This is a genomic window from Corynebacterium sp. LK2590 (assembly GCF_040946105.1).
Taxonomy (GTDB): Bacteria; Actinomycetota; Actinomycetes; order Mycobacteriales; family Mycobacteriaceae; genus Corynebacterium.
The window spans coordinates 73704-86067 of sequence record NZ_JAYWMH010000006.1 but is presented as its reverse complement, the minus strand read 5'-3'; the positions used below and the strand labels follow the sequence as shown (position 1 = coordinate 86067).

The following is a 12364-nucleotide window of genomic DNA, read 5'->3' as shown; positions in this document are numbered from 1 at the left end:
GGGCACAATCTGGCGAGCCCTCAGTCGGCGGAGTTCTGGCTGGCCTCCGTGGCGGTGATGAGGTCCTTGCGGGCGCGGGCGACGCGCGAGCGGATGGTGCCGACGCGCACGCCGGTGATTTTGGCGGCTTCCTCGTAGGTATAGCCCAGCACCTGGGTCAGGATGAGGGCCTCCCGGCGGTCGGCGGGGAGGGCGTCGATGAGCGCGCGGGCGTCGATCCAGTCGCTCCAGGTGGCGGAGTTTTCCAGGGCGGGGGCCTGGGCGGCGGCGTCCTCGTAGGAGGTGGCGGACTTGCGGGGCCGGGCCATGTCGTGGCGGATGTTGTCCACCCAGGCGCGGCGGGCGAGGGAGAGTAGCCAGGTGCGGGCGGAGGACCGGGCGGCGAAGCGGGGGAGGGCGGAGATGACCCGCAGGTAGGTTTCTTGCGCTAGGTCGTCGGCGTTTTCGGGCCCGGCCAGGTGAGCTAGGAGGCGCCAGACGTCGTCCTGGGTGGCGCGGATGAACTCCGTCAGCGCGCGGCGGTCACCGCGCCCGGCGGCAAGGGCCAGGTCGGTGACGCGCGCGTCGTCGGCTGCGGAGTGGTGTTTCATCATCCTGAATTTACCAGGCGCCGAAAGCGGTTTTGGACCTACACTGGGGGCCAGGCAGGGTGCTGCACGAACCCTGACTGAGGCAAACCTATCAATAGTTGGAGTTTGTTTGCCAACCGCTATTAAATGGGCTAGACTATAAGCCAACGGCTTTTGATAGCTGACCAATATTGCCACTGAAGGAGGCATACCCCATGACTCAAGATTCTTCTGCAGCAGACCAGATCCTGGGCCGCGGCAACCGCACCGCCGGCGAGGGCCAGACCACCCGCCCGTCCGGCCAGCCGGTAGCGTCGGAGAACCGTTCCATCACCGCCGGCCCGCAGGGCCCGAACGTGCTCAATGACGTTCACCTGATTGAGAAGCTGGCGCACTTCAACCGCGAGCGGGTCCCGGAGCGCACCCCGCACGCCAAGGGGCACGGCGCCTTCGGTGAGCTGCACATCACCGAGGATGTCTCCCAGTACACCAAGGCCAAGCTCTTCCAGAAGGGCACCGTTACCCCGATGGCCATCCGTTTCTCCACCGTCGCCGGTGAGCAGGGCTCCCCGGACACCTGGCGCGACGTGCACGGCTTTGCCATGCGCTTCTACACCGAGGACGGCAACTACGACATCGTGGGCAACAACACCCCGACCTTCTTCATCCGGGATGCCATTAAGTTCCCGGACTTCATCCACTCCCAGAAGCGCCTGGGCACCAACGGCCTGCGCAACGCGGATATGCAGTGGGACTTCTGGACCCGCTCCCCGGAGTCGGCGCACCAGGTGACCTACCTGATGGGTGACCGCGGTACCCCGAAGACCTCCCGCCACCAGGACGGCTTCGGCTCCCACACCTTCCAGTGGATCAACGAGGAAGGCAAGCCGGTCTGGATCAAGTACCACTTCAAGACCCGCCAGGGCTGGGACTGCTTCACCGACGCCGAGGCGGCGGAGATGGCCGGCCAGAACGCCGACTACCACCGCGAGGATCTCTACAACGCCATCGAGCGCGGTGACTACCCGGTCTGGGACGTCAAGGTCCAGATCATGCCTTTCGAGGACGCGGAGACCTACCGCTTCAACCCCTTCGACCTGACCAAGACCTGGTCGCAGAAGGACTACCCGCTGCACGATGTGGGCTACTTCGTGCTCAACCGCAACCCGCGTAACTTCTTCGCGCAGATTGAGCAGCTGGCCCTGGACCCGGCCAACCTGGTCCCGGGCGTGGGCCTGTCCCCGGACCGCATGCTGCAGGGCCGCGTGTTCGCCTACTCCGACCAGCAGCGCTACCGCATCGGGCCGAACTACAAGCAGCTGCCGGTCAACCAGCCGCTGAACGCGGATAAGGTCAACACCTACGAGCACGAGGGCCCGATGTCCTTCCTGTTCAACGACCCGCAGGATCCGGTCTACTCCCCGAGCCGCTACGACAAGGGTGCGGGCTACCTGGACGACGGTGAGACCTCCAACCAGCACGATGACTTCGGTCAGGCTAGCGATCTCTACGTCAACCCGGACCCGCACGGCACCGACCTGTCGCGCGCCCCGTACGTCAAGCACGCCGAGGATGACGACTTCATCCAGCCGGGCATCCTCTACCGCGAGGTCATGGATGACGGTGAGAAGGAGCGCCTGGCCGACAACATCACCAACGCCATGGCTGGTGTCTCTGAGCCGGTCGAGCAGCAGGTCTACCACTACTGGGATCAGGTAGACGAGAACCTGGGCAAGCGCGTCCGCGAGCTCTTCGCCGAGAAGAAGTAACCAGCGCGCTGACCCAGCCGTTCCACCCGGCTAGAAACGGCCGAAGATAGCTAGTACCCCGCGGGAAACCGCGGGGTACAGTGCTTTGTGCACTACATCAGCCTCCCCGCGCGCCGCCGGGCGGCAAGCGCTGCGGCCGGCGCGGCACCGGGGCCGGCCCGCCGGGAATAAAAATGGCAGCAGTGGCCGAAACGGCGCGCCTAGCCGAAACTATAGGTGCTGGTAGATATCGTTTCTTAGTATGAACGACGCCCGCCTTGCTAGCCCCGCCAGCCCCTCTGCCGCCGCGGATTCCGCGGACGGCCACCGCCAACCCCACCGCTTCCGGTCCGGGCTGGCGGCTCTGGTCGTTCTGGTGCTGCTCGCCGCCTGCGCCGGTATTGCTGCCGCGGTGGGGATGAGCCCGGAGAAGGCCTGGAACTCCGCCGACTCGGAGGAGGGGGTGACCGGCGCCCCGGCCGCCGACGCCCCCGCCGGCATCGATCCGAACGAGCTGGTTGACGCCCGGCGTGCGACCGGCGAGGCCCAGAGTCAGGCCGGCTTCCTCAAGTCCGGCACGCAGCAGCTGGCCGACGGCACCGGCCAACTCAAGGACCGCACCGGGGAGATCACCGGCGGCGTGGATCAGCTCAGCCAGGGCACCCAGGAGCTGGTGGACGGCTTGGTGCAGCTGCAAGCCGGCACCGGCCAGCTGGGCGCGGGCGCTACCGAGCTCGCCGACGGGGTCGGCCAGGCCGTCGATCAGATCACCGGTATCGAGGTGGTCCGCGGGCAGATCCTGACCGCCATCGACGGCGCGCTGGGGGATCTGCGCGGCAACGACTCCGCGGACGCGAAGAAGCTGCGCGGTCAGCTCAAGGACCTGCGCGGCCAGGTCGATACCTTCAAGATTGACGAGTCCATCACCGGGGAGCTCAACCGCCTGAAGGACGGCTCCCGCGAGCTGTCCAACCAGCTGGCGGTGCCCGGCTATGCCTACCACGACGGCATCTACTCCGCGACGGAGGGCGCCAAGCAGCTCAACGCCGCCATCGGGGAGTTAGACGGCGGCGCCGACGAGGCCGTCAACGGCATCAACGAGCTGGACGAGGGCGCGCGCAAGATCGACGGGATGGCCGATCAGAACAAGACCAAGGTGGAATCCATCCAGCGCGCCATGCCGCCGGTCCAGTTCGCCGCGGACGGGCAGGACGCCGGCCCCTCGCGGCTGCTGGCCCCGGTGGTGGCCATGCTGATCGCCGCGCTGGTAATGCTGGGCGGTATCGGCCTGGGCTGGCTGTCCACCCAGCGCGGGTGGCTGAGCCTGCTCGGCGGCCTGGTCGGCCTGGTGGCCGCGGGCGAGGTGGCCCTGTTCGTGCTGGCCACCGGCCTGACCGCCGCCGCGGCAGCCATCAGCGCCGGTGTCTTCGCCCTCGCCGCGGTCGCCGCCGCGGTAGTCACCCGGGCGCTCGTGGGGCTGCTGGGCCGCTCCGGTGGCATGGTGGCCGCGGCCATCCTGGGCATCGTGCAGGTGGGCGTGGTCGGCTGGTTCTGGAAGTCGGTCGCGGCCAGCGATGCCCCGACCTACTGGCAGGTCATCGCCAACCTGCTGCCGCTGAACTGGGCCACCAATGCCCTGACCGTGGTGGGCAACGGCGGCCAGCAGTCCCTGCTGTGGATGTCGCTGGGCGTGCTCGCGGCCGTCGCCGTCATCGGCGGCGCCGGCGTGTGGTGGGCTAATCGCTCCAGTGTCCGCCCGGCCCGGGCTTAGGCGCCCGGCTCGGGCCTAGGCACTAGCGGGGAAGAATTAGTTGTCCTGGGGGTCCTCGAGGGCCTCGGGCTCGCCGAAGTACTGCTCGGGGATGGGGCGCGGCTGCGGGTTCTGCGCGCGGAAGAGCTGCAGGCGCGGGCGCCAATTGCGGGGATCGGTGTCGTACTGCTCGAGCTCACCAGTTTCCCGGTTCACAAACGTCGGGCCCAGCTCCTTGTCTGGGTGGGCCGGGCTGAAAAGCCAGTGGGTGTCGGTCTCGGCCGCGCCGGAGAGCGGCCCGCGGTGTTGGTAGGCCTTGGCGACTGCGTCCTGGAATTCCATCATGGTTGTCCAATCTAGCCCATTTCCTGGCCGCGCCGGGCCGGTTCTCGGAGCGCCTGCCGGTGTGCTGCCTGCCCGCCCGGGGCGTGCTCGCCCGGGGTTGCGTTTTCCACCCAGATTTTAGGATGAATGAAAATGCGCAGCATACGGCGGTGATGATTTTGTCAGCTTTATGCCGCAATTGGAGATACCTTAACAGGATTCTGTGAAAGTGCTGGTGAGCTAGGATCTGACACTTCGGGGTGCTAGGCTAGGTCTCGCTCACGTAGTCCGCTTAGGGGGCGGACTAGCGGTTTAAATCCGTTGTGAGTGATAGGGAATAGGGGCGGCGCCGCAGCTGTAGGGATGCGGCGCCGTTTCCCTGTATCTAGGGGGATAACAAAAACTCAGCCGCAGTTAGGCCGGTGCGTCGGGGGCCTGGCGCAGGAGCGCTTCGGCCATGGGGAGAAGGTAGTCCACGAGTTCTTCGGTGCTGGCTTCGGCGGTTTCCGAATACTCCATGAGGTAGCGGGTAATCGCGACTCCTAGCAGCATGCTGCCCATGACGGGGAAGAGCGCAATCTGTTTGGGACTGAAGCGCTCTTGCAGGCCGGGGGTCTGTTTGATGGTGTCGAGGAAATTCGCGCTGAAGTAGTCGCGCAGGCGCTCGGCCGCGAACTCGGAGCCGATGCCCGCGCGGACGATAGCGCGTAGCCGCGGGCCGGTGTACGGGTCCTCCCAGTTGCGGAAATAAGTCAGCAGCATGTCCCGCAGATCCGCGCTGTGGTCGATGTCCGCCGGCACGGTCAGGAGGGTCTCCACGGCGGCATCGAAAAGCCCGGCCTTGCTCTTGAAGTAGTGTATGACCAGCGCGGGGTCGACGTCGGCGGCGCGGGCCACGGCGCGGATGGTGGTGGATTCGTAGCCGACGCGGGCGAAGGAGTCGCACGCCGCTTCTAGGATTGCCTCCCGGGTCTCCTCGTTGCCGGGGCGGCGCCCCAACTTCTTGGGCGCGGGATTGTCTGCTGCGTCCTTACCTGCTGATTCCTTAGCCATACATTCCATACTAGCTGGGATCTCTGTGCGTAAATTCACCGGGTGTTGACATTCAATGCTCGTTGAATTACGTTTCTTCAACGTACGTTGAGATACTGACGGAGGGAAAGCTCACATGCGGGACTGGATGAAGGCGGTAGCGGTCGGCGTGGCAGCACCGCTGGCCGTGATGATTTTCATCATGGCTTTCATGTGGCCGATGGCCACGATGGAGTCCAAAGACATCCCCGTTGCCGTGGTAGGCAGCGAGGAGCAGGTGGCCCAGATTGAGAACGCCATCGATGAACAAAAGCCCGGACTCCTGGACATCGAGCGCGTCGACAGCCGCGACGAAGCCCAGCAAAGGGTGGAGGAGCGAAAGGCCGACGGCGCAATTGTCTTAGGCCAGCAACCGGAACTCCTGGTTGCCTCGGCGGCCGGAAGCGCCCAGGCGGGAGTAGTCAAAAACCTGGCTGAGCCCCTGACCGCCATGGCCAACAAGCAGGCCCAGGCGGCAGCGGCGGCCAAGGGTATCCCTGCCGATGCCGTGCCGGAGGTCCAGGTGGAGGTCACCGACCTGGTCCCCTTCAGTGCGGATGACCCCCAGGGCCTGGGAATGAACTTCGTGATCCTGCCCATCGCCATCGGCGGGCTGATCGGCGGCGCGATTGCCTCCTTCACGCTGCGGCGCCCCGGGCAGCGCCTGCTGGCCGTGGCTATCCACGCGCCGCTGGCGGGCACCCTGGTCGCGGTGGTTATGGGGCCGCTCTTCGGCATGCTGCCGGGCGGGTTCTGGGCCTCGGCGGGCGTTCTGGCGCTCGGTATTGGGGCCTTGTCGAGCTTGATTGCCGGGCTGCGATCGGTGCTGGGCATCGGCGGCTTCGTGCTCGGTGCGGTATTCAACATGCTTTTCGCCAACCCCTTGGCCGGCACCATGGCGCCGAAGGAATTCGTGGCGGGCGACTGGGGCGCGCTGGGGCAGCACCTGCCCAACGGCGCCACCGCGACGCTGGTGCGCAGCGTGAACTACTTCCCGTCCGCTCCCATCGGGCAGCCGGTGTGGACGCTGCTGGCCTGGATTGCCGTGGGTGTGTGCCTGCTGGGGGTCGGGATGGCGCTCGGCAAGCGCGGCGCGGCTGCGCCAAGCGCCGAATAGTCGGCAGAAAGCCCGAGGTCACGAGCAGGGCCTCGGGCTTTGGTGAAGGCAAATCGACTGAATCGATCCAGCATGGTTTAAGCTGGGTCACACTAATGAAAATGGTGTGACGCACCTGGTGAACCGTCTGGATAAGGAGCCGGCATGCAAACCCCGCTCGGCCTGACCCTCATGGGCCTGGCCATCATCATTATTACCGTGACCATCCTGATCCGGGGGCGGACGACGCCGCTGGTGCCCATGACCATCGTCCCGGTCGTCGGCGCGCTGATCGCCGGGTTCGGCTTCGGGGAAATCGGGGACTTCTTCGAAGAGGGCCTGGGCTCGGTCATGAACGTCGTGGCGATGTTCATCTTCGCCATCATCTTCTTCGGGATCTTGCAGGACGTCGGGCTATTTAACCCGGTAATCCGGGCGCTTATCACCGCCACCCGGGGCAACGTCATCGCGGTGACCGTGGGCACCGCGGCCATCGGCATCGTGGCGCACCTGGACGGTTCGGGGTCGACCACCTTCTTGCTGACCATCCCGGCGCTGCTGCCGCTGTATACCGCGCTGCACATCTCCCGCTACGTGCTGGTGACCATCGTCGCGCTGGCAGCGTCCGTGATGAACATGGTCCCCTGGGGCGGGCCGCTGGGGCGCGCGGGCTCGGTGGTCAACCAGGAAACCCACCAGATCTGGATGCACTTGCTGCCCATCCAGGGCGTGTGCGTGGTGATGGTCCTGGCCATCGCCGCCGCGCTGGGCGTGTGGCAGAAGCGGCGCATCGCTAAGCTGCGCGCCGCCGGCCAGCTGGAGGGGGAGGACGCCGTCGACGTTAACGCCATCGCCGGTGACTTCATCCGCAAGCAAAAGCAGGAGCAGGAGGACAAGGGCTTCCGCAACCGCACCGGGCGGGTGGTGACCATCCTGAACGTGGCCGTCATCCTGCTCGTGCTGGTGGCCCTGCTGTCCGGCCTGCTGCCGCCGGCCCCGGCCTTCCTGCTGGCGGCCACCGTTGCTCTGCTCATCAACTTCGACTCCCAGTCGGAGCAGACCGATGCCCTGCGCCGCCACGCCCCGAACGCGCTGTCCATGGCCGGCATCATCCTGGCCGCCGCCATGTTCCTGGGCGTGCTCAACGGCGCCGGCATGCTGGAGGCCATCGCCCAGCAGCTCATCGCCATCCTGCCGGCGTCCGTGGGGCCGTACCTCCACGTGATCATCGGCCTGCTCGGCGTGCCGCTGGACCTGATGACCTCCACGGACGCCTACTACTTCTCCATCCTGCCCATCGTGCAGGAAACCGTCGCCAACTTCGGCGTCAGCGGCATGGGCGCGGCCAGCGCCCTGATTATCGGCAACGTCATCGGCACGTTCGTCTCCCCGTTCTCCCCGGCCCTGTGGCTGGCGCTGGGCCTGGCCCGCGCCGACATGGGCAAGTACTTGAAGATCGCCTTCCCGCTGGCGTGGGCGTTCTCCGTCGCCATCGTCCTGGTGGCCTTCGTCTTCGGCCTGCTGGCCTAAGGGCAGCAGGGCTGGGCAGAAGAAAACCCCGCTCTCACGGAAAGTGAGAGCGGGGTTATTGTTGGTCGGGATAACAGGATTTGAACCTGCGACCTCCTCGTCCCGAACGAGGCGCGCTACCAAGCTGCGCCATATCCCGGCGACCGTTCTTTGCGGTACCGGAATACTGTAACGCACTTTCTTCCCAACTAACAAAACGCCTGCACAGCGGGTGTGTATTTGGCGTGTGTCGGGGAGGCGTTGGTTAGGGGGCCTACTAGGCCTCCCGCTCGGTGATGCGCAGCAGCGTGGCCGAGGGGCGGCAGAAGATGCGCACCGGCGCGTACTTGGAGGTGCCCAGGCCGTTGGACACGTGCATCTTCATCGGCCCGAAGTCGTGGAGGCCCTGGACGCGGGCCCGGTCGATGTCGCAGTTGGTCACCAGTGCCCGGGAGCCCGGCAGGCAGATCTGGCCGCCGTGGGTGTGGCCGGACAGGGACAGCTGGTAGCCGTCCGCGGCGAATTGCTCGAGCACGCGCGGCTCCGGCGAGTGGAGCAGGGCCAGGCGGAGATCCGAGTCCGGGTTCGGGGCGCCGGCTACCTCCGAGTAGTCGTCCAGATCGTGGTGTGGATCGTCCACGCCGGCCACGGCCAGGCGCACGTCACCCACCTTGAACTCCAGGCGGGCCTGGTTGGCGTCGCGCCAGCCGTGCTCCAAGAACGCCGCGCGCATGTCCTTCCACGGCAGGTCCACATAAGACGGCTCGCGCTTGGCGCCCCACAGGTACTTCAGCGGGTTGACCGGGCGCGGGGCCCAATAATCGTTGGTGCCGAAGACGAACAGGCCGGGTCGCTGCAGCAGCGGGCCCAGGGCGCGCAGGACGTCGGGGACCGCGGCGGCGTCGGAGAGGTTGTCGCCGGTGTTGACCACCAGGTCCGGCCGGAGGGCATCGAGCGCGGAGACCCAGGCGATCTTCTTGTCCTGCCCGGGGATCATGTGCAGGTCGCTGACGTGCAGCAGGCGGAATTCTTTGTCTCGGCGCAGCGTGCCCGCCGGCAGCAGGGGAAGGGTGTATTCCTTGAGCTCGAACTTGTCTAGTTCGGTATAGCCCCAGGCCAGGGTCGCGGCCCCGGCGGCGGCGAGGGCGCCGATGCTACTGAGTGCTTTCGTCGAATTTTTCACGCCGTCCAGCCTACCTGGCGTATCTTTTACGGTATGAGCAACCTAAAAGAAACCATCCGTGCCGATCTGAAAACATCCATGAAGGCCAAGGAGAAGGAGCGCACCAGCGCCATCCGCTCCCTGCTGGCCGCTATCCAGGCAGAAGAGACCAACGGCTCCCGCCACGAGCTGACCGACGAGGACGTCCTCAAGGTCATCGCCCGCGAGATTAAGAAGCGCCGCGAGTCCGCCGACGTCTATAAGGAAAACGGCCGCCCGGAGCTGGCCGAGGCCGAGCTGGCCGACGTGCCCTACTTCGAGGCCTACCAGCCCGCCCAGTTGGACGACGCCGAGGTCGAGCAGCTGGTCGCTGAGTCCGTCGCCGAGGTCGAGAAGGAGACCGGGGAGGCCGCCAGCATGAAGCAGATGGGCGAGGTCATGAAGGCCGCCAATGCGAAAGCCGCCGGCCGGGTCGACGGCAAGCGGCTCTCAGAGGCGGTCAAGGCGCGGCTGCAGGGCTAGCAGCTAGCTGTAGGGGGGTAAAACTACAGCCCGAACAGCCCGCGCAGATCGTTGGTGAAATTATCGATGTCGCGCTGGGAAATCAGCGGCTCGGGGCGGCTCTGGCCGCCGCCACCGCCGCCGCCTTGGCCGCGGCCGGAGGGGGCATCGTTAGTAGCCGGGGAGGGGCTGGACGCGCCCGTGCTGTTAGAGTCGGCGGTGCCCGACGAGCTGCCGCCCCCGCCGGAGCCGTCCGATAGCTGGACGCGCACCGTCGCGCCCTCCTTGAGGCCGGCGGCGCTGGGCACCACGCGCACCACGCGGCCGTAGGGGGTGTCGCCGCCGATGACCTGGGTGGTCTCCACGTTCAGGCCCTTGCCTTCGAGCACGCGGCGGGCCTCGGCCTCGGACTTGCCCCGCAGGCCGTCCAGGACCGCGTCATTGTTCGTGCCCTCGCGGTATTTCTCGTCGCCTTGGGCGACATTGCCGTTTGCCGCCTGCGGGACCTGGCTGGCGAAACCGAAGAAGGTCTGCGCCGGCTCGTCGCCGCCGTACATGCTGCCGCCGCCGCACTGGCGGGTCGGGCCCGTGCACAGCGGGGAGGTGGAGGTGCCGTCGTTGAAGATATAGGGAGCGGCGGCCACGCCGGAGTTGAATCCCAAAAAGGCGGCGGATTGGTGCGACTCGGTCGTACCGGTCTTGGAGGCGGCCTGCCCGGAAAAGCCCATGGACTTGGCGGCCTCCTCCGCGGTGCCGTGGTCCATATCGGCGGTCATGGCGTCCGCCAGGGCGTCCGCCACGCCCTTGTCCAGGGCGCTCTCACAGGGGGTTTCCTCCAGGTAGACCTGGTTGCCCTCCTTGTCCGTGACGCTGGTGATGGGGTTCGGCTCGCACCACTTGCCGCCGGAGGCGATGGTCGCGCCGACGTTGGACAGCTCCAGCGGGTTGACCGCGGTCGGGCCCAGCGTGAACGAGCCCATGGGGGCCTCCTTGGCGAATTCCGCCAGGACGGCGTCGCCGTAGGTGCCCTCGTCCTCGTAGGAGCGCATGCCCAGATCCACGGCCATGTCCACGATGGCCTCGATCCCGACCTGCTCGGAGAGCTTGATGAAGGTCGTGTTGGGGGACTCGGCCAGCGCGTCCTGGAATGTCAGCGTGGGCTTGTAGGTGCCGGCGTTTTCCACGCAGTACTTGTTGGCCGGGCAGCCGTCCGCGCCGCCGTGACCCAGGCCCTCGGCCTCGTAGCGGGTGGGGACGTCGAGCAGGGACTGGGTGCCGTAGCCGCCCTTCAGCGCCGCGGCGGCGGTAAAGACCTTGAAGACCGAGCCGGCGCCGTTGCCCACCATGGAATACGGCTGGGGCAGGATCGTCTCCGCGTTGTCCAGGTCGAGTCCGTAGGTGCGGGAGGAGACCATGCCCAGCACCTTGCGGGAGTCCTGGCCCGGCTCGACGACGTTCATGACCTCGGCCACGCCCGGGGTGGTCGGGTCGGTCTGCGCGTCCACGCTTTCCTTCGCGGCGTCCTGGACCTGCGGGTCCAGGGTGGTGTTGACCGTGTAGCCGCCGTGCTTGAGCTCCTCGGTCGACAGGCCCTTCTCCTCCAGGTACTGCAGCACGTAGTCGCAGAAGAAGCCGCGGTCGCCGGCGCCGATGCAGCCGTTGGCCATCAGGTTGGGGCTGTCGAGCACGCCCAGCCCCTCGCCGGCGAAGCGGTCCGCGTCCGCCTGGCTGAGGTAGCCGTTATCGGCCATGGACTGCAGCACCTGGTTGCGCCGGTCGGTGGCGCCTTCCGGGTTGGTGTACGGGTTGAGGTACTCCGAGGACTGGACCATCCCGGCCAGCAGGGCGGACTGCGGCACGCTCAGGTCGGCGGCGGGGATGCCGAAGTAGGTCTGCGCGGCGGCCTCGATGCCGTAGGAATGGTTGCCGAAGGGCACCAGGTTCAGGTAGTTGGTCAGGATCTGGTCTTTGCTCAACTCCTTATCCATCTCCGCGGCCATGCGGATCTCCCGCAGCTTGCGGGGGATGGACTGCTCCGTGGCGGCGGCGCGCTCCTCGTCGGTCTGGGCCGCGACCAGCAGGAGGTAGTTCTTCACGTACTGCTGGTTCAGGGTGGACGCGCCCTGGGAGACCCCGCCGGCGGCGAGGTTGCTGGCCAGCGCGCGGAAGTTGCCCTGGAAGTCCACGCCGTCGTGCTCGTAGAAGCGGTGATCCTCGATCGCGACGATGGCGTCCTTCATCGACTGCGAGATCTGATCCGGCTCGACCGGGTGGCGGCGCTGATCGAAAAGGTAGGCCAGGTCCTCGCCCTGGGCGTCCTTGATGGTGGTCACCCCGGGGGCGGCGCCGGCGTTGAGCTCGTCGATGTCGGACTCCATCGTGGCGCCGGTGCGGGCGATGGCGACCGACGTGATGCCTGCAATGGGGGCGAAGGCGACGGCGATGAGCACCCCAACCAGGAGGGTGGCTAGGGCGATCTTTGCCAGAGGTCTAGATGCATTCACGCGTAATACCCTACGTTGCTTTGGCCCGTGGGGAAATATGCAACTCCTGTTGGCGTGGGTATAGCTATGGGAAATGGGCGAACTCACAGTGCGCTGTGATCTAGGCGAACACCCCCTAAAGTGTGACCTG

General features: G+C 66.7%; 10 protein-coding genes and 1 tRNA gene. 5 read left to right on the top strand and 6 right to left on the bottom strand.

The genetic code is table 11. The annotated features are described in order from the left end of the window. Window positions 1-20 precede the first annotated feature (20 nt). Window positions 21-590 carry an RNA polymerase sigma factor gene (locus VVR85_RS08515; RefSeq protein ID WP_368520488.1) on the bottom strand — a complete coding sequence of 190 codons (570 nt, stop codon included), beginning with the start codon at window positions 588-590 and terminating at the stop codon, window positions 21-23. 194 nt (window positions 591-784) lie between these two features. On the opposite strand from VVR85_RS08515, the gene VVR85_RS08510 reads away from it, so the two are divergent. Both VVR85_RS08510 and VVR85_RS08505 read left to right on the top strand, forming a co-directional pair. Then, the gene (locus VVR85_RS08510; RefSeq protein WP_368520487.1) at window positions 785-2338 is read left to right on the top strand and encodes a catalase; all 1554 of its coding nucleotides are present in this window, start codon (window positions 785-787) and stop codon (window positions 2336-2338) included. A gap of 241 nt (window positions 2339-2579) precedes the next feature. Beyond that, the gene (locus VVR85_RS08505) at window positions 2580-4088 is read left to right on the top strand and encodes a hypothetical protein (RefSeq protein WP_368520486.1); all 1509 of its coding nucleotides are present in this window, start codon (window positions 2580-2582) and stop codon (window positions 4086-4088) included. Between the two features lie 36 nt (window positions 4089-4124). Here VVR85_RS08505 and VVR85_RS08500 read toward each other — a convergent pair whose 3' ends face one another. After that, window positions 4125-4412, bottom strand: a complete 288-nt coding sequence (locus VVR85_RS08500; RefSeq protein ID WP_368520485.1) for a peptidase M23 — start codon at window positions 4410-4412, stop codon at window positions 4125-4127. A gap of 393 nt (window positions 4413-4805) precedes the next feature. Continuing rightward, entirely contained in the window at window positions 4806-5444 is a 639-nt protein-coding gene (locus VVR85_RS08495; RefSeq protein WP_368520484.1) for a TetR/AcrR family transcriptional regulator, read from the bottom strand. A gap of 115 nt (window positions 5445-5559) precedes the next feature. Here VVR85_RS08495 and VVR85_RS08490 point away from each other — a divergent pair, with 115 nt between their 5' ends. Then, on the top strand, window positions 5560-6579 hold the full coding sequence (locus VVR85_RS08490; protein ID WP_368520483.1) for a hypothetical protein: 1020 nt from the start codon (window positions 5560-5562) through the stop codon (window positions 6577-6579). 144 nt (window positions 6580-6723) lie between these two features. Then, complete coding sequence (locus tag VVR85_RS08485) at window positions 6724-8088, top strand: CitMHS family transporter (RefSeq protein WP_368520482.1); 1365 nt, start codon at window positions 6724-6726, stop codon at window positions 8086-8088. A 62-nt stretch (window positions 8089-8150) separates the two neighbouring features. On the opposite strand, the gene VVR85_RS08480 is transcribed toward VVR85_RS08485, so the two are convergent. Both VVR85_RS08480 and VVR85_RS08475 read right to left on the bottom strand, forming a co-directional pair. Further along, a tRNA-Pro gene (locus tag VVR85_RS08480) sits at window positions 8151-8227 on the bottom strand. Window positions 8228-8344: 117 nt separating this feature from the next. Then, window positions 8345-9250: a metallophosphoesterase gene (locus tag VVR85_RS08475; RefSeq protein ID WP_368520481.1), complete on the bottom strand. Its 906-nt coding sequence runs from the start codon at window positions 9248-9250 to the stop codon at window positions 8345-8347. 33 nt (window positions 9251-9283) lie between these two features. Here VVR85_RS08475 and VVR85_RS08470 point away from each other — a divergent pair, with 33 nt between their 5' ends. Next, entirely contained in the window at window positions 9284-9751 is a 468-nt protein-coding gene (locus VVR85_RS08470) for a GatB/YqeY domain-containing protein (protein ID WP_368520480.1), read from the top strand. A 23-nt stretch (window positions 9752-9774) separates the two neighbouring features. Here the strand turns inward: VVR85_RS08470 and VVR85_RS08465 are convergent, their stop codons facing one another. After that, window positions 9775-12234: a transglycosylase domain-containing protein gene (locus VVR85_RS08465; protein ID WP_368520479.1), complete on the bottom strand. Its 2460-nt coding sequence runs from the start codon at window positions 12232-12234 to the stop codon at window positions 9775-9777. Window positions 12235-12364: the final 130 nt, after the last annotated feature.